Below are 16091 nucleotides of genomic sequence, written 5' to 3'. Positions count from 1 at the left end.
GTGTCTGCAATTACAGGTATAATCCCGCCCATTATTCAGCGGATTCAGAAACCAAGATGACAAAACTTACTTTACAAGAGCAACTGCTCAAAGCCGGCTTAGTGACCAGCAAGAAAATGGCCAAAGTGGAAAGAACGGCTAAAAAGTCCCGCGTTCAGGCCCGTGAGGCCAGAGAAGCGGTGGAAGAGAATAAAAAAGCGCAACTTGAACGTGACAGGCAGCTCAGCGAACAGCAAAAACAAGCCGCGTTATCGAAAGAATACAAAGCGCAGGTGAAGCAGCTGATTGAAATGAATAAAATCGATATTTCAAAAGGCGATATCGGTTTTAACTTCACCGACAATAATCTGATTAAAAAAATCTATGTGGATAAAACCACCCAGGCTCAGTTGATCAGCGGTCGTCTCGCGATTGCGCGTCTGGTGGTGGATAACGGCGGCGAGAGTCAGTACGCGATTATCCCGGCCAGCGTGGCCGATAAAATCGCGCAGCGCGATGCGGGCAGTATTGTGCTGAACAGCGCGCTGAGTCAGGAAGAACAGGATGAAGAAGATCCGTACGCTGATTTTAAAGTGCCTGATGATCTGATGTGGTGATACTGCGTTCAGAACGGACAGCGGTTACGGGCTTCGATTTTCTCTCCGCTGACGGGATGAACAAAATTCAATGCACTGGCGTGCAGCATTAATCGCGGCGTCAGTTCTGTGCCCGGCAAAAGGCGTCCGCCATACAGGTCACAGCCCAAAATCGGGTGGCCCAATTGCTGACAATGAATGCGCAGCTGATGGGTTCGCCCGGTCTCCGGGATCAGCTCCACCCGCGTCAGCGGCAGTAACGTCCCGTCTTCCCCCTCACGATGAAACCGTTCAATCACCTTAAAGCGTGAGCGGGCGGGCTTACCGTGGATGGCGCAAATCGACATCAGCGGGAACAGCGCCGGATCTTTGGCAATCGCCGCATCTATCACCCCTTCGTCGTCGCGCAGGTGCCCGCAAAGCAGTGCGCTGTAGACCTTCGTCACCGAACGCTGACTGAACTGCTGGCAAAGCGCGGCATTAATCGCTTTATTGCGGGCAACCACCAGTAATCCTGACGTGCCGAAATCCAGCCGGTGAACCAGCGTACAGCCGGGGAAAATCCTCACCAGCCGGTGATGTACGGAATCCAGATTTTGCGGATTTTTCCCCGAAAGGCTGAGCAGCCCGGCGGGCTTATTGATCAGCACCAGATGATCGTCCTGAAAGAGGATTTCTATCTCGTCATGGCACGGCGGGGCAATAAACGTATCGGTGATCACAGACATCAGACTGACCGGCGGCAAAAGGGAGGCGGATGATAACGAATTTTCGGCAGGGTGGCGAATCGGTTGCAGGACCATTGGCAGGGGTAAATGCCTTTCTGCCCGTCGGCGCTTTAATGCACCGTCACTTTCGGGTATGTTTCAGCGTAATAACCAAGGAGGCAACACCATGATGATTATTAACTGCTCCGCCGATGCCGCCGCCCATTTATATGGAAAATACAAAAAGGGTCGCGATGAGGGTTTCTTTGAGCCCACGTCTTCTGTGCATGACACTGTCGCCGAACGGCAGGAGAAACTAAACGTGCAGGATCATACTCAGTGGGTCGTGCACGCCGTGAAAATGGGGCGATCTACGAGCCTGATTGCTATGGAGTTCACTACCCGCTGGGTGCACGTTATTCATCGGGTCCGCAAAGGTGATGTAAAAGGATTTATTGAGCGTCTCAATAACAGGCTGGTCAACGGTATCCAATGGCTGGGGAACCAATTTTCGTTATTTACAGTGGAAGATCTGGTCGCGTCGGCCGAAGGTTACTTCTCACAGCACAGTGAGATCCGTTTTTACCTGCAGACGGATCGTAGCGCGATGACGCATATTAATCAGGTCAGTGCGTTCTATCAGGATGTTTATTACAGCATTGGTGCTTTTCCGGAAGATGAAGAAACCGCCCTTGAATTTGATTTGCGATTAAACAATGACTGGCGATGCCGTAAAGGAGAAGCGTTTGATCTGCGTGTCGATGAAAAGATGCTTATCCACTGGATGACGCACTATCTGAGCCAGAAAAGTCAGAAAAGTCAGCAAACAGAGCAGATCCTCGCCCGGATAAAAGAAGTCAGAAGGGACATGTTTATGAGTAATGCGGATTTTCCCTTCAATATGGCGCAACTGCGAGGGCAATAGCTGAGGTTGTTCATAAAACGATTAATCAAGGCAAAGCCACGTTCGGGGCCATCTGTACAAACGCCGGAAAGCAAAAAGCCCGCTTCAGTTTCCTGAAGCGGGCTTTTCTAATATGGCTCCTCTGACTGGGATCGCCTTTGCCTGTAACAGGCTAATCAGGTCGTTATTGAGCGTATTAATTTAGGCTTAAGCATCAGCTCTATTGCCCGAGAATTCAGTACTACCCGGCAAACCCTACTTCGGGTAAAGGCCGGAGCCAAACTGTCATAAGACCGACCTCTCTTTGACCAAATTGTCAAAGGTGTTAGATTGATTTTACTTGTTTTGAATACAGGTTCAGCTCGTTAATAATGCACTCAGGTTCTTCACGCAGAGGCATATTGTCTATATCTAGAACCCCATCATTTTTTTCAGGATTATCAGTCTGCAGGTCTGCAAACAGCGAAGTAAGATCCTGTTGTGCTTCTCCTTGTTCAGCCACCAGTTCGAACGTTTTATTTTTTGCCTCGTCGCTGGTCAGGGCACTGACCAGAACCTGGGCTATTTGCTCCATCGCCGTAAAAAACACCTGTTCCCCGAGGAAGCGATTTCACTTTGCGCTTATTTCTGACCAGCGCTACGGGCTGATGACCCATTTCAATAGCGGTATTCACGACATGAAGACCAATACTTCCTGTCGCTCCTGCAACGAGTATTTCCATGATAAACCTTCTGATAATTCAGACTTATTTTCGATACAGTCAGAATATCAATTATCATTATTGTCAGTAATAGGGCTAAAATCATTGTGTCTATGAACACCCTTCATGAGTGTGCGATGAAGGGAATTCCTCCATAAGGAAATTACCGATGCTCAAAGAAAACTTCAACGAACTGCAAATCTTTCTTGTGGTGGCAAGGGCGCGAAGTTTTACCAAAGCAGCAGGTAAATCTCCGTCTGAACTCAGCCAGGCGATGAAGGCACTAGAGGAAAGGCTGAATATCCGCCTTCTGACCCGCACGACACGAAGCGTTGCCCCCACAAAAGCCGGGGAGCATGCCGCGCTAAGTCTGGTATAGCCGAAGTTAAAACCTTTCCTCAGATTGACCTAAAAAAGCTTTTGCATTGAATAAATGCCGCCTTTACCGCAACTTAAACATCAAGTTTGCGGCCAGTCAGCCATTCCACCATCGCCGGGTCGCGGTGAGAGAAGAAGGCGCTGGTTGCGGTGTCGAGGGCGGTAATTTGCAGCATATCTTCAGCGCTGAGTTCAAAATCGAGAATGTTGATATTCTCTTCCATGCGTTCTTTGCGCACTGATTTGGCCAGTGAAACGATGCCTCGCTGGAAGATCCAACGCAGTACCACCTGGCCCACGCTTTTGCCGTACTTCTGACCAATTGCCGTTAACACGGGGTGCTGGAACAGACCATTTTTACCTTCTGCAAACGGTGCCCAGGCTTCCGGCTGAATACCACGGCTTTGGTTCCATGGAACGGCATGCAGCTGCTGGTTTAAGGGATTAACTTCAATCTGGTTCACCGCAGGGGCAATGTTGTTGAAGGCGATAAGGTCGGCCAACCGGTCAGGATGGAAGTTGCTGACACCAATGGCGCGAATTTTGCCTGCCTGTTGCAGTTCTTCCATAGCTCGCCATGCCCCGTGGACATCGCCGTAAGGCTGGTGAATCAGGTACAGGTCGACATAATCAAGTTGCAGTCGGTTCAGGGAGCGTTCGAACTGTGCTTTAGCGCCCTCATAATTTGTATCCTGCAGCCATAGCTTGGTCGTTACAAAGAGTTCGTTACGGGCGATACCGCTTTGTTTCAGTGCGTTCCCGACCTGGGTTTCATTCTGGTAAGACGCGGCGGTATCGATCAGGCGGTATCCCGTATCGATGGCATCAATAACGGCTTTTTCGCATTCGGCAGCATCCGTCATCTGGAAGACACCAAAGCCCAGCAGGGGCATTTCAATACCGTTGTTCAGTTTTACAGTTTGCATGACGTTATCCTTCAGCTGTTGTATAGGAAAAGCATAACGTAAAGTAATTTATTCGATTAGATGGGGTAATTAGCTAGGGCTTATTAGATGAGTTCATTAATTTTTGAGGGGGGGATGGTCGGCTTTGTGCCAGAAGCGGACGTTGCTGACCATAATGATTGACTAAAGTATTGCGAAAAGTATACTGCTCTACGCACTGGCATCATCGTCTAATTGGTTAAGACACTAGAAACTAAAAATTTTTTGAAATCTGGAAATGCGGGTTCAAATCCTGACAATGCCATCAAGGTTTAAGCAGATGACTGAGACTAAATACCTTAAATTTGTTTTAAATGAAATTGGATATAGTGTACATAATCTTAATACTATAGCTGTTGCCCTCTCAGATCTGCCTGCCAATTCAGCTCCAAACCCTGCTTTAAATATCAAGTGGGAACCTAAAAATTTAGAACAGTCCTGCATTGCTGCACGTAGATTTGCAGTTCGTTCTTCTTTGGTGTTTGCAGTCGAAGCTCTATTCGAATATATGTGTAACATTAGTGATGATGACATGTGGAAGAAGCTCAATTCTGAGTTAGATTTCAAAACAAAAATTTCTGCCAATGACTCAAAAGCGAGAAGATTTTCTGAGTTTTGCAAATCTATACCTGGAATAGAAAAAGAATGGTATTTGCTAGTTGAGCTTATGTGTCATTGGCGCAATCGAATAGTCCATGCCAGCACTTCAAATGCTGAGTTATCTTCTTTTGACAAGAGATTCTTGGAGTCAAAGAGTTCTTTTTTATACGATGATTTTTATCATTTTGATGTAATGAAAACATTAGAGGACTATGATGCGGATAGAGTTACACTGAAAGAAGCGACGACACTGATTACTTTTTTAATAAAATGCTGCAGGAAAATAGATGAGCATTATATTTCTTCTATTTCTGGTTTAAGCAACCAAATATACAGTGAGGTATTAGATAATGATGATCAATTTAGCCTATTGAGAAAACAGGTGAGCAGTGCCAAACGCACTCGCCAAATTATGAAATATATCGAGGTTAAGCTACCTTATCTCTCGGCAGAAAAAATAGCAGCGCTAGCGAATGAATACAAAGAAGTATGATTGTGCTTCTAATCTCTTTTGATTCACATGGCCATTTATTTTGAAGTACATCCTTTATTTGAAAAATATAAACGCTATGTTTATCTTCTGCTAAAATTAGAAATGCCGATGCTATTCTGGCTGGTAATTTACACCTCGGACAACTTTAATTCTTACTTTCCTGCGGGCTTTCAATATCATTCAAAAACTCACTGCTTTGTTAGTTGCATTGTCCACTCATCGCTCATAGCAGACCTTTGACTCAGTTAGCTTTCGCTCTGTTCCAGGAGCAGACATTAATGATTTGGAAATGACCAGATTAACATGCACAATAATTAGGCTTACCGAGTAAAAATCATGAATGATTTTATCGAGAGATTACCTGATAATTTTGACTGAAGAATGTAAAAGTAATACATGTTGTCTATAGATGGAAAGAGGCATTCAATGATCAATAATATTTGCATCAGTCTGTATGGTTCAATTGAAGACATCTGCAAACAGAAACTTGTTAATGCAGGTTTCAGAGTTCCTAAAGAAACTACTAACGGCTACTTACCTCTCCTTTTGAACATGAATAAAAGGCTTATTGAACCCCGTAAAAGGAATGTGCATTTTCACAGCACCTTGATTGTTCCGGAAAAAAACAGAAATGGCTTTGTTTTGCTCATTAATAAAATGCAATGTGGGAGCAACATTAACGGCTATCAAAGTCATCATTTGGAAAGAGCTAATTTCAATGATGATTTTTTGAATGATTTCGGATTACATCATTTCCATCTTGGTGAATCAACTCAAAAGACTGGAAAGCATAAGCGCTACATTGAAAGAACTGGCAATACTATTTTTGCAAAGGTTGATCAGGACGACATTTATTTATTAGGAGTGTTCGGTCATAACAGTGAAGAAAAACAATTCATCTATTCTGATGAACAGCTGCTCAAGTCCTTATACGATGAGTGGCCACATCTCCTTGAACAGTGTCGAGTTAGAGGTGTGACAGGGCAGACACTATCCCCAGAAGAGCGAAATGCCTTGCGAAGTAACGGTGCCAATGTGATTACGGCCCTTAGTGATGACATTGCAATTATGTCTCCCGGAGGAGGGTATATGGCAAATAAAATGAGTACTTATGTTTCCATAGAAATGATACATCTATACCGTACAATTTCGCTGCTTAAAAAATCATTATTTGAGATTCAAGAACAGCACTATCCATTTGATGCCGATTTCAAAGTGATAACTTTCGGTCACGATGAGCTAAGTTTATTTTGCGATAAAAACTGTTTTTTTACAAAAATACAGATATTAGGTGGAAATCATAAAACCATAAGTTTAGCGCCTGGGTATGGGCCAGTTTACACTCATGGCTTCGTGCGAGGTAAAACGACTAAGCTATATGTTGCATTAATTGAAGCGCTAAATACTACTGCGAGTAGAGATTATCTACATCCATTTCCGTCACTATATATACGAAATTTATGAATCTTTAATGTTCAACTTAATCAAAATAAGAATTTCAGGCATTAATTTCGAATCACAGATGTGCCTGATATCCGCACGAATTTCCTTAAGGAGTCTTTGGCATGCGGATTAGGTTACCTTTAAAGTGAACTTCCGCTTCTCGCTCAAAGCAGACCGTCACGTTCAACAGTTTTTCGCCAGGATTAGACCATTTATTTTTTATAAAGCTGATGTTTGTATTGAGCCCTCAATAATGAAGGCTCAATACTATTTCGTCCTACTGCAGATTTTTCTCTTTCAAAAACTGACTCACTAAATCAGCAATCTGCACATTATTTAAATCAGAGAACGGGAAGTGGGTATTCCCTTTTATTCCCACTTCTGGCAGATGCGTCACCGTCACATCCCCGCCATGCTTGTTCACCACGTCACGCCACTCACGAGCCATCGCCAGACGTACGCGCCAGCTGTCCTGCGCGGGCATGGCGACAGGTTTATCCGGAATGTTATCGCCGTAAATGATCAGAATCGGGATTTTGGTCAGTGCCATAAACTGCGCCATTGGCACAGGCTCACCCTTCAGCGTGTCGAACGCGCTTGGCATAGGGGCAGGGAGTTCTTTTTCGGGGAAGACAAAGCTGCTGCCTGGCTCGAAGGCGACAATGGCTTTGACCTTGTCGTTTTTCATCGCCGTGTACCAGCCTGGTCCGCCACCCTGAGAGTGGGTGAAGAGGATAGCGGGGCCGGATTTATCCACCACGGCGGACATCGCATCAGAGATAACATTGATATCAAACGGCCCGGTATTCGGGGTCATCTGACGGAAATACTGGTTCAACGCTTCTTTGTCGTGAGAGAACTGAACGCCCTTAAAATACTCTGGCCACACGCCAACGCGGAACTGATTAAACCACATCTGTTCATCCGGTTTTGGCGAAACAGTACCTTCTATAGTCGTGCGCCCGGCGCTGCCCCGGCGTGGTTGATCGACAAGATAAGTTGAGAACCCGCGACGCAGGAATATGTTCTGGAACCCTTCACGACCATCCGGAGTGCTTTCCCAGGTACGGGAAAACTGCCCTGCGCCGTGCAGCATGACGATAGGGTATTTATGCGGATTCTCCGGGATTTGGTAGAACACAGACGCATGATCGCCATGGTAGGTTTGGCCGGCAGAATCCAGCGGCTTTTTCGCGTCAAATGTACCTGGTGCGGTGATGATAGTACCGCCAGCAGAAAAGCTTCCCTGTTCCTGAATGACCAGCGGCCCGGCGTATACCGACTGAGCCACCAGACCACCCGCCATTACGCAGATGGCCAGCGTTTTTAAGATTGTCTTCAAGATTACATCCTCTGTTATGTGTGCCGTTCAATCATATCTGAGTTGTCAGCGTTAATTATTTAGCACCCCTGATTGCCCTTATTTGGCAGATTCATGAATGCGGACGATTAACTGCGTATTGTCTCTAACCAACTGGTGACTGTTTCAGTGGTTCTTCGCTCCTGGTCGCATTCAATGACCAGCGGTTTTTCCCTGCGCGCAGTGGGGGCGAGACTGGCAAGGATGTCGTCGCTGTCTCCTTTACCGTAGCCACCGTGAGTAATAAAGGGGATGAGTAATTTGCCCGCAAGGTTGTGGCTGCTGAGAAACGTTTGTACTACAGGCGGCACGCTGGTCCCCCAGATGGGAAAGCCTAAATACAGGGTCTCATAGCGGGAGGTATCTGCGACGCTATTTTTCAATGCGGGTTTTACTCCCCGCTCACGCTCATTTTTCGCCTGTTCAACGGTCTGAAAATAGTCTTCCGGATAAGGCGCAGCCGGTTCGATTTCAAACAGATCGGTGTTCAGGCTACGGTGAATGACGCCCGCAATCACCCGTGTATTTCCGCTGCGGGAAAAGTACCCCACCAGAATTCGACTTTTACCCTGCACGTTTGCGGTTCCGGTGGCTGCTGATGCCAGAGAAACGTTCGCAAGCGTCAGCCCGGCAAGTGCGGTGATTAACATTCTGCGGTTAGGATCATGCTCCATAGCCAACTCCTAATTGTTTGCGAGCGCCTGTTGCAGCGCCTTTTCAGCTCGCGTTGCTGCATCATTTTCGCCATGTTCACGCAGAACCTGTGCCAGCTGGCGCAGCTGCGCTGCCGTCAGGCCGACCCGCATGCTGGCTCGCGTATGCGATAACAGCTGGGCTTCAACGCCTGGCGTGGCCGCTAATGCGCCAACCGTTGCCAGCTCGCGGCTTTGCCAGTCGAGGTTATCGCGGGCGAAAATGTCGCCGAACAGGTGCGTTTGCAGGAACTGATTAATGACCGGGGCAAAATCAAACAGCGGGCCCTGAACGGGAGCGCCTGAGATTTTTGTCTGGTTTGCGGTACCGACACGGCGAAGCTCATCCCCGACAGGGATTGGGGCGACCGGTTCTTTGCCCTCAACGTCTTCGATGCCACGTTGTTTACGTGCTTCGACGACCTTCATCAGTTCGGTAAGCGCATTCAGGCTACGGGGGAAGCCCGTGTAGGCATAAAGCTGGACGAGAATCTCTTTGGTTTCGTTTATGGTGAGTCCTGCATCAAGACCCTGATTCAGGGCTGCATTCAGCTTATCCATCTGACTGCTGGCCATCGATGCCGCAATCAACGGGATGGCCTGTTGGCGGGCTGACAGCGTATCTGAAACGGTTTGTTCGTGGTTCATTTCTGAGGCTCCTTTGTTGACGGGTGCAGCATGTGCCGCGAGACCAGAACCAAAGGTCAGCAGCACTGCTGCCGCTAATGCTTTAATGGGCGTGGTATTGTTCATCTGTCACTTTCTCCATCCAGTTAACGCTTTTGCCATCCACAATCCCGGTTATCGCCAGATGCGTCATCGCGCTGCCGGGTGCCGCCCCGTGCCAGTGTTTGACGCCCGCCGGGCAAGAGACAACATCACCCGCGCGGATAACCTGCACCGGCTGGCCTTCTTGTTGGGTCAGCCCGATACCCGAGGTCACAATCAGCCGCTGACCTGCCGGATGCGTATGCCAGGCGGAGCGGGCACCGGGTTCAAAGGTGACATAAGCCCCGGAAACACTGATGTCGTTATCCGGCTTGAAGAGCGGATCAACCCGGACGCGACCGGTAAAGTTCTCGGCTGGTCCGTACACCGCATTCTGACTTCCTGCGGGGGCGATATGGACAGCGGGATTTTGCTCCGCTGCCCGGGATGAAAAGGTGAAGAGTGGCAGTAACAGCCCGAGGTAACGTAAATGTCCGATCATGCAAAGCGTCCTTATCAATGAAGAGGGGATTGCCTGCGATGATTTTATCGGGGGGGTGATGACGTCAGGCTGACGCCCCCCTGACAATTCTGTCAGTTAAACCGGGTCCCGGCTCAGCGCCGGATTGAGCATTGCCCGCCGCTTTATCCGCTTGTATTGCAAAGGTGAGGCCAAATGTATTGATGCCACCTTCACTACGCGCAAAGACATCTCCCCGGTGCATAATGGCGACGGCACGCACGATCGACAGGCCCAGCCCATGATGGGTATCACTCCTGGCCCGGGAGGTGTCAACGCGATAGAACCGCTCGAAAAGCCGGTGTAAGTGCTCTGGTGCTATCGGATCGCCAGGGTTTGAAACTTCAACACAGGCCTGATGACCGGTTTCGCTTAACCGCACCGTTACCCTGCTGCTGAAGGGTGAATGTCTTGCGCTGTTTTCCAGTAAATTAGCCAGTGAGCGGTGGAACAGCTGCCGGTCGATGTGCGCGGTGACATCCCCCTCCACATCCAGAGAAAGCTGTTTTTCCGCAAAAGAGGGTTCCACATACTCCGCTGTTTTCAGGGTTTCTTCCCGCAGGGAAGCCTGCGTAAGCTGGGAAGCATGTTCACCTGCATGAGCATGAGACAGGAACAGCATGTCGTTTACGATTGACGTCATACGCTCAAGCTCCTCGAGATTGGAACCCAGTAACTCTTCCAGCTCTTCATGCGAACGCCGGCGTGAGAGACCCAGTTGCGTCTGACCGATAAGGTTTGTCAGCGGGGTACGGAGTTCATGCGCAACATCGGCGTTAAAGCTTTCGAGCTGACGCCAGGCGATTTCCTGACGTTCCAATACGCCGTTAAATGATGAGGCTAACTGCTGCAATTCTTCAGGCAACGCGCGGGTATTCAGGCGCTGGCCATGGTCTCCCGGTGCGAGATGTTCGGCCTCTTTACTGAGTGCTCCAACGGGACGAAGACCGATCCTTGATACGATGTATCCCAGCAAGGCGACAATCACGACGCCCAGTGCGGCTATGATTAGCAGCGTCCGGGTGAAGGCATTCAGTGTGCCCATGTACGGCGTGGAGTCGATGGCAACCACATAGCGCAGCTCAGGTCTTTCACCGTTGGCAGGGATGGTTTTCACTAACAGGAACAGCGAGCATGCGCCTTCCGATGCGCCGGGCACTTTATTAAAGCCTTCCTGCAAAGAAGACCACTGAACACCCACGGGTGGCGTTCCCCCCATGCTAAAACGCGGGTTATCGCTCACTATCCAGTAGCGAACGCGCTCACCTTCAGAATTGGTTAACACAGTGAATTTATTGGCAAGCTGTGACCAGCCGTCCGCCGAGGTTCGTGCGGTGATCCACGGACTCATTAATGATTCCCGGAACAGCAGTTCGTTATGCATCTGCTTTTGCAAAGAGTCATGTAAGGAGCTTCTGAGCAGGATGCCGATAACGGATACAATCAGCAGCGCGGATAAGGCAAACATCAGCGCCAGATGAACGGAGATGGAACGCTCAGGCATGCTTATCCCCTTCATTTATTCGGACCGGACTTCGAGGACATAACCCATGCCACGGACGGTATGCAGTAGTTTGATATCGAACGGGGCATCCACTTTGGCTCGCAGACGTTTAATGGCGACTTCAACCACATTGGCATCGCTGTCAAAATTCATGTCCCATATCTGCTCAGCAATCATCATCTTTGACAGAATCTCACCCTGATGACGGGACATAAGACTCAGCAGGGAAAACTCTTTTGCGGTCAGTTCCAGTCGCGTTCCGGCGCGAAAAACGCGGCGAGCCAGTAAGTCGAGGTGCAGATCGTGAATTTGCAACTGGGTGATGTCCGCGCCATCCGTAGCGCGGCGGCGCACCAGTGCCTGAATGCGCGCCACCAGTTCAATAAGCGAAAAGGGCTTGGGAAGATAATCATCCGCGCCAAGGCGCAGCCCTTTGACGCGCTCATCGACCGACCCCCGTGCAGAGAGCATCAGCACCGGCGTCTGTTTGACAGCCCGCACCCCCTCGAGAACCCGGTAGCCATCCATCCCCGGCAGCATGACATCCAGGATTATCGCGTCGTAGTCGAACTCCAGCGCGTAATGAAGACCTTCAGCGCCATCTGCAGAAACATCTACCGTAAATCCGGACTCACTCAACGCACGGTTGAGATAGGTTGACGTTTTTTCTTCATCTTCGACTAACAACAGGCGCATAACGGGACTTCCTCTTAACTTTTCATCGGTGCTTCAACATCGGAATAAACCTGCACAGCATCCGGCAGACGTTGACCCTGGATAGTGATGGCATCCAGTGAGCGGGTACCCGCCCCGGCGACGAATAGCTTGCGTCGCGCTGGCATTGTTGGGTCATTCTGGCTTTTCATTGATCGCTCCTTTTCTCAGAAAATTGAACATGAATCACATTAAACGAGACCATTCTGCCTCCTGATTGCCAACATAAAGCTGACAGTTACCTGACAGCGTTGTCAGAAACACTTACCCATCGCAGTCCCTTTCCTGACGAAAATGTTATTTCCCCGTCACGATGCTGACAGCCCTCTCTGCCTACTCTGAGCCTGCAAATTTGATTCCGCGAGCCTGCATAACCAGGCCAACACTCATCGGGAGAGACCATGAAATTTACGCTTATCAGTGCAATGCTAATCACGGCAATGGCCGGAGCCACCTCAGTCAATGCGGCTGATTACAAAAAAAATCCATTCACACTCGTCTATGACGGTGCCATCACTGAGAACGTCAAAGGCAAGGTCAACATTCATCCGGTGAAATACGATCTGCATGGCATCCAGATTGCGGCGAATGTCTATACCCCTGCTGACTACGATCCCGCCAAAAAATACCCTGCGGTGGTGGTTGCACATCCGAATGGCGGCGTAAAAGAGCAGGTCGCAGGTTTGTATGCGCAGCGTCTCGCAGAGCAGGGCTACATCACGATTACCGCCGATGCGGCTTATCAGGGTGCCAGCGGTGGTATGCCTCGCAGCGTGGATAAACCGGCTAACCGTATTGAGGATGTTCACGGCATGGCTGACTACATCAGCCAGTATCCTGGTGTGGATACCGCCCGCCTTGGTCTGCTGGGTATTTGCGGAGGCGGCGGGTATTCACTGGTTGCCGCCGAGACAGATAAGCGGTTCAAATCGATAGCAACCATCAGCATGTTTAACTCCGGGCTTGTGCGCCGCAACGGTATGCAGGATTCACAGCTGGATACTCTCCAGCAGCGTCTTCAGCAGGCTTCTGACGCACGTGCTCAGGAAGCCGCCGGAGGAGAAGTGCTTTACTCCGGCGATGCCAACCTGACGGATGAACAGATTGCTAAATTACCTTTTGCCTTGTATCGCCAGGGCTACGAGTACTACTGGAAAACCCACGCACACCCGAACTCCACGTTTAAATACACCACCAGCAGCCTGTTAGATTTGATGAACTTTGACGTGACGGACCATATCAATCTCATCAATAAACCGCTGCTGATGATTGCCGGTACAAAAGCGGATACGCTCTATATGACTGAAGATGCGTTCGCGAAAGCCTCCGGGACGAAGAACAAAGAACTCTTCCTGATCGAGGGCGCTACCCATATCGAGACGTATTGGGTACCTGAATACGTAGACCAGGCAATGCAAAAGCTGGACGTCTTCTTCGATAAGAATATTTAGTCAGCCCCCGGTGATGCCCCGGCCGTGCAGGCCGGGGTATGTCCATCAGCTGTAGCCACTTTCCGCTTGCGTATTCACACAACAGACCCAGATTAACGAAGTTGCGCTGAAAGATAATTGCGCTGCTTAGATAGGCGCTATGAATAGAATTCATAGACCTCATCTGGAGCAGAGAATGAAAATGATAAGCCTGACGTGAGAGAAACAGCGAGCCGGGTGAATTCCTTTCCCTGATGATAGCCATCAGGGCGATTCAACGGCTGGGGTATTCATTTAAGGGGAAGGGCGGTGTAGTGCCGCACACCGGGACGGTTTTTCACGCTAATTCGTTGAACCTGAATCCTATAAATAATCGCCACGATGCAAGAAAAGCAAAAAGCCCGCTTCAGTTTCCTGAAGCGGGCTTTTCTAATTTGGCTCCTCTGACTGGACTCGAACCAGTGACATACGGATTAACAGTCCGCCGTTCTACCGACTGAACTACAGAGGAATCGTGTGAACGGGGCGAATAATAGCGACTGCCCCGTGGCATGTCAAAGGGTTAAGGAAAAAAGTTGTCTGACTGTTTCCTTAATATCCAACCTGTTGACTATTAAGACAAAGTGATTAAAACCTCGGCTTTTACTTCTCCGCACCGGCGTGGTATCTCCCGATGCTGCACTAAAAGCACACATAAGTTGCCTGATTGTTGTGCAGCGGTTATCGGGAAAACCCGCGCGGGGAAATATTACGCCCGGCTTTTGACCTTCCTGCGTCATAAATCCGTCACAAACTCAGATCTGCTGCACAAATTTCACTCATTTCCCGGAATTGGCACACCCCGTGCATTGTTATTTTACTAACAGCAGCTAGTTTTTTGACAATGAAGCAACAAGAGGTTAACCGATGCAGCCTGCTCAGGATGTGATTTCACAGATTGAAGCCTCATTTGCCGGTCAGACGCCAACGGGCAAACGCATCGCCGGTTATCTGCTGGCGAATCTGGCGCAGATCCCGTTTGAAACGGCGGACAGCATTGCGCGCAGTGCGGCGACCAGCGGGATTTCAGTCGGCCGCTATCTGCGCAGTCTGGGCTATCGCAATCTGGATCACTTCAAGCAAACGCTGCGTCTGCAAAGCGGCACCTCCTATCAGCCGTGGGTGGTGACCGATCGTCTTGGCGCTTACCGCGAACGCAGCAAACAGCCGCAGCAGGAAAAACTACAGCAGTCGCTGGCGCTCGAACTGGAAGCCATCAGTCACGTTTACCAGCTCGCACAGACTGACAGCTTTGCGCAGGTCAGCCGCCGTCTGGCCGATGCGGAAGCGGTGTTTATCCTCGGCATACAGTCGGTGCGCGGCATTGCCAATAATTTCTCCAGTTATCTCGAATACTTGCGGCCAAAAGTGTATTTCGCCGACGGGCTTTCCGGCACTTATGTGGAATCCCTCAACTCTGAATTTGCGCAGCCGTATCTGGTGGTCACTGACACCCGCGCCTATTCAAAAATGGCGCAAACCTATTGTGAAGCGGCCTGCGAGCGCGGCCTGAACGTGGCGCTGATCACTGACATTTATTGCCCCTGGGCGCGCGATTATCCGGTGGATCTGTTGCAGGTAAAAACCGACACCGGCCAGTTCTGGGACTCGATGGCGCCGCTCAGCTGCCTGTTCAATCTGCTGTGTTCGGCGGTGCTCGAACTGCGCGGTAACGAAGTGGAACAGCGGCTGGCCAACAACCGGGTACTGCAAAAACAGCTTGGGCAATTTGAATCGTAATTTCACTGCAAAGACAGGAACGGAAAGATATCCATCATGACCATCAATACGAAAACACCTGACATCGCGCTGACGGATCTGGCTGAGCTTCTGCCGGATGCCGTGATCGACCTGAAATACGCCACGGCAGATAACCTGACCGGTCAGCCTATTTACCGCGAATCACGCTGCCTGCTGCATCCCGATGCGGCGTCGGCACTGGCTCGCTGTCACGAGGTGGCAAAACTGGCCGGGTTCGGGCTGAAAATTTATGACGCTTACCGGCCGCAGGCGGCGCAGGCCTGTCTGTGGGCGGCATTCCCGAATCCGGATTATGTGGTGGATATCAAACTCGGATCCCATCACAGCCGCGGCGTGGCCGTCGATCTCACCCTGCTGGATGAACAGGGTGAGGTGGTGGATATGGGCGCGGGCTTTGATGAAATGACCGAGGTGTCGCATCCGTTTTATCCCGATTTACCGCCACACATTCAGCGTAACCGCTTGTTGCTCAATGCCGTGATGGCGGCGGGCGGCTTTAAAGGTATCACCAGCGAGTGGTGGCACTTCGAATTACCGGATGCCAAAACGTATCCGTTGTTGGAAGAGCGGTTCGGCTGTTATCCGCCGGTCAGTGCCGCGTAATCATTGCACGTCTCT

17 protein-coding genes, 1 tRNA gene and 3 pseudogenes are annotated in these 16091 nt (G+C 49.8%); 9 read left to right on the top strand and 12 right to left on the bottom strand.

Features of this window, described 5'->3' with window-relative positions; translation table 11 throughout:
* The first annotated feature begins 56 nt into the window (after positions 1 to 56).
* Positions 57 to 596 (top strand): DUF2058 domain-containing protein, encoded by a 540-nt coding sequence (locus J9880_RS20445; protein ID WP_095921592.1) that lies wholly within the window; start codon positions 57 to 59, stop codon positions 594 to 596.
* A gap of 8 nt (positions 597 to 604) precedes the next feature.
* Here the strand turns inward: J9880_RS20445 and J9880_RS20440 are convergent, their stop codons facing one another.
* Entirely contained in the window at positions 605 to 1303 is a 699-nt protein-coding gene (locus tag J9880_RS20440) for an RluA family pseudouridine synthase (RefSeq protein WP_095925111.1), read from the bottom strand.
* Between the two features lie 166 nt (positions 1304 to 1469).
* On the opposite strand from J9880_RS20440, the gene J9880_RS20435 reads away from it, so the two are divergent.
* Both J9880_RS20435 and J9880_RS20430 read left to right on the top strand, forming a co-directional pair.
* Complete coding sequence (locus tag J9880_RS20435; RefSeq protein ID WP_232769860.1) at positions 1470 to 2207, top strand: DUF6933 domain-containing protein; 738 nt, start codon at positions 1470 to 1472, stop codon at positions 2205 to 2207.
* 162 nt (positions 2208 to 2369) lie between these two features.
* Positions 2370 to 2477 (top strand): annotated as a pseudogene (locus tag J9880_RS20430) (helix-turn-helix domain-containing protein); the annotation flags it as partial.
* 34 nt (positions 2478 to 2511) lie between these two features.
* On the opposite strand, the pseudogene J9880_RS25255 reads toward J9880_RS20430, so the two are convergent.
* Positions 2512 to 2757: pseudogene (locus J9880_RS25255) on the bottom strand (SDR family oxidoreductase); the annotation flags it as partial.
* Entirely contained in the window at positions 2702 to 2908 is a 207-nt protein-coding gene (locus J9880_RS25250) for an NAD(P)H-binding protein (protein ID WP_456300343.1), read from the bottom strand. The gene J9880_RS25250 and the pseudogene J9880_RS25255, both read right to left, overlap by 56 nt.
* Before the next feature lie 148 nt (positions 2909 to 3056).
* On the opposite strand from J9880_RS25250, the pseudogene J9880_RS20420 reads away from it, so the two are divergent.
* Positions 3057 to 3242: pseudogene (locus J9880_RS20420) on the top strand (LysR family transcriptional regulator); the annotation flags it as partial.
* A 97-nt stretch (positions 3243 to 3339) separates the two neighbouring features.
* Here the strand turns inward: J9880_RS20420 and J9880_RS20415 are convergent.
* Positions 3340 to 4191 (bottom strand): aldo/keto reductase, encoded by an 852-nt coding sequence (locus tag J9880_RS20415; RefSeq protein ID WP_232769859.1) that lies wholly within the window; start codon positions 4189 to 4191, stop codon positions 3340 to 3342.
* 298 nt (positions 4192 to 4489) lie between these two features.
* Between J9880_RS20415 and J9880_RS20410 the strand changes: the two genes are divergently transcribed.
* Together J9880_RS20410 and J9880_RS20405 are read left to right on the top strand one after the other, a co-directional pair.
* Positions 4490 to 5302, top strand: a complete 813-nt coding sequence (locus J9880_RS20410; protein WP_232769858.1) for a hypothetical protein — start codon at positions 4490 to 4492, stop codon at positions 5300 to 5302.
* Between the two features lie 426 nt (positions 5303 to 5728).
* Positions 5729 to 6766 carry a hypothetical protein gene (locus J9880_RS20405; RefSeq protein WP_232769857.1) on the top strand — a complete coding sequence of 346 codons (1038 nt, stop codon included), beginning with the start codon at positions 5729 to 5731 and terminating at the stop codon, positions 6764 to 6766.
* Between the two features lie 256 nt (positions 6767 to 7022).
* Here the strand turns inward: J9880_RS20405 and J9880_RS20400 are convergent, their stop codons facing one another.
* The 7 genes from J9880_RS20400 to J9880_RS20370 form a co-directional block, all read right to left on the bottom strand.
* Entirely contained in the window at positions 7023 to 8087 is a 1065-nt protein-coding gene (locus J9880_RS20400) for an alpha/beta hydrolase (protein WP_232769856.1), read from the bottom strand.
* 107 nt (positions 8088 to 8194) lie between these two features.
* Complete coding sequence (locus tag J9880_RS20395; RefSeq protein WP_232769855.1) at positions 8195 to 8779, bottom strand: flavodoxin; 585 nt, start codon at positions 8777 to 8779, stop codon at positions 8195 to 8197.
* Positions 8780 to 8788: 9 nt separating this feature from the next.
* Positions 8789 to 9550 (bottom strand): carboxymuconolactone decarboxylase family protein, encoded by a 762-nt coding sequence (locus J9880_RS20390; protein WP_119823040.1) that lies wholly within the window; start codon positions 9548 to 9550, stop codon positions 8789 to 8791.
* On the bottom strand, positions 9528 to 10007 hold the full coding sequence (locus tag J9880_RS20385; protein ID WP_133823519.1) for a (R)-mandelonitrile lyase: 480 nt from the start codon (positions 10005 to 10007) through the stop codon (positions 9528 to 9530). Before J9880_RS20385 ends, J9880_RS20390 begins: the two co-directional genes overlap by 23 nt.
* Before the next feature lie 64 nt (positions 10008 to 10071).
* On the bottom strand, positions 10072 to 11529 hold the full coding sequence (locus tag J9880_RS20380) for a heavy metal sensor histidine kinase (RefSeq protein WP_195816933.1): 1458 nt from the start codon (positions 11527 to 11529) through the stop codon (positions 10072 to 10074).
* A 15-nt stretch (positions 11530 to 11544) separates the two neighbouring features.
* Complete coding sequence (locus J9880_RS20375; RefSeq protein ID WP_095921607.1) at positions 11545 to 12225, bottom strand: heavy metal response regulator transcription factor; 681 nt, start codon at positions 12223 to 12225, stop codon at positions 11545 to 11547.
* A 14-nt stretch (positions 12226 to 12239) separates the two neighbouring features.
* Positions 12240 to 12395, bottom strand: coding sequence for a hypothetical protein (locus J9880_RS20370; RefSeq protein WP_232769854.1), 156 nt, complete (start codon positions 12393 to 12395; stop codon positions 12240 to 12242).
* Positions 12396 to 12644: 249 nt separating this feature from the next.
* On the opposite strand from J9880_RS20370, the gene J9880_RS20365 reads away from it, so the two are divergent.
* Positions 12645 to 13694 (top strand): alpha/beta hydrolase, encoded by a 1050-nt coding sequence (locus J9880_RS20365; RefSeq protein WP_232769853.1) that lies wholly within the window; start codon positions 12645 to 12647, stop codon positions 13692 to 13694.
* Between the two features lie 414 nt (positions 13695 to 14108).
* On the opposite strand, the gene J9880_RS20360 is transcribed toward J9880_RS20365, so the two are convergent.
* Positions 14109 to 14184 (bottom strand) — tRNA-Asn (locus J9880_RS20360).
* A 395-nt stretch (positions 14185 to 14579) separates the two neighbouring features.
* Between J9880_RS20360 and J9880_RS20355 the strand changes: the two genes are divergently transcribed.
* Together J9880_RS20355 and ddpX are read left to right on the top strand one after the other, a co-directional pair.
* Positions 14580 to 15452, top strand: coding sequence for a MurR/RpiR family transcriptional regulator (locus J9880_RS20355; RefSeq protein WP_119823046.1), 873 nt, complete (start codon positions 14580 to 14582; stop codon positions 15450 to 15452).
* Between the two features lie 36 nt (positions 15453 to 15488).
* Complete coding sequence (gene ddpX / locus J9880_RS20350) at positions 15489 to 16076, top strand: D-alanyl-D-alanine dipeptidase (protein WP_195816934.1); 588 nt, start codon at positions 15489 to 15491, stop codon at positions 16074 to 16076.
* Positions 16077 to 16091: the final 15 nt, after the last annotated feature.

It is taken from the genome of Rahnella victoriana (assembly GCF_021276285.1).
Classification (GTDB): Bacteria; Pseudomonadota; Gammaproteobacteria; order Enterobacterales; family Enterobacteriaceae; genus Rahnella; species Rahnella victoriana.
Note: the sequence above shows the minus strand (reverse complement) of the source record. Positions and strands in the feature narration are given on the sequence as shown.

Bases quoted from the DNA above. Each gene is read 5' to 3' on its own strand.
- J9880_RS20445 (WP_095921592.1), top strand. From the start codon at position 57: ATGACAAAACTTACTTTACAAGAGCAACTGCTCAAAGCCGGCTTAGTG.
- J9880_RS20440 (WP_095925111.1), bottom strand. From the start codon at position 1,303: ATGTCTGTGATCACCGATACGTTTATTGCCCCGCCGTGCCATGACGAG.
- J9880_RS20435 (WP_232769860.1), top strand. From the start codon at position 1,470: ATGATGATTATTAACTGCTCCGCCGATGCCGCCGCCCATTTATATGGA.
- J9880_RS25250 (WP_456300343.1), bottom strand. From the start codon at position 2,908: ATGGAAATACTCGTTGCAGGAGCGACAGGAAGTATTGGTCTTCATGTC.
- J9880_RS20415 (WP_232769859.1), bottom strand. From the start codon at position 4,191: ATGCAAACTGTAAAACTGAACAACGGTATTGAAATGCCCCTGCTGGGC.
- J9880_RS20410 (WP_232769858.1), top strand. From the start codon at position 4,490: ATGACTGAGACTAAATACCTTAAATTTGTTTTAAATGAAATTGGATAT.
- J9880_RS20405 (WP_232769857.1), top strand. From the start codon at position 5,729: ATGATCAATAATATTTGCATCAGTCTGTATGGTTCAATTGAAGACATC.
- J9880_RS20395 (WP_232769855.1), bottom strand. From the start codon at position 8,779: ATGGAGCATGATCCTAACCGCAGAATGTTAATCACCGCACTTGCCGGG.
- J9880_RS20390 (WP_119823040.1), bottom strand. From the start codon at position 9,550: ATGAACAATACCACGCCCATTAAAGCATTAGCGGCAGCAGTGCTGCTG.
- J9880_RS20385 (WP_133823519.1), bottom strand. From the start codon at position 10,007: ATGATCGGACATTTACGTTACCTCGGGCTGTTACTGCCACTCTTCACC.
- J9880_RS20380 (WP_195816933.1), bottom strand. From the start codon at position 11,529: ATGCCTGAGCGTTCCATCTCCGTTCATCTGGCGCTGATGTTTGCCTTA.
- J9880_RS20375 (WP_095921607.1), bottom strand. From the start codon at position 12,225: ATGCGCCTGTTGTTAGTCGAAGATGAAGAAAAAACGTCAACCTATCTC.
- J9880_RS20370 (WP_232769854.1), bottom strand. From the start codon at position 12,395: ATGAAAAGCCAGAATGACCCAACAATGCCAGCGCGACGCAAGCTATTC.
- J9880_RS20365 (WP_232769853.1), top strand. From the start codon at position 12,645: ATGAAATTTACGCTTATCAGTGCAATGCTAATCACGGCAATGGCCGGA.
- J9880_RS20355 (WP_119823046.1), top strand. From the start codon at position 14,580: ATGCAGCCTGCTCAGGATGTGATTTCACAGATTGAAGCCTCATTTGCC.
- ddpX (WP_195816934.1), top strand. From the start codon at position 15,489: ATGACCATCAATACGAAAACACCTGACATCGCGCTGACGGATCTGGCT.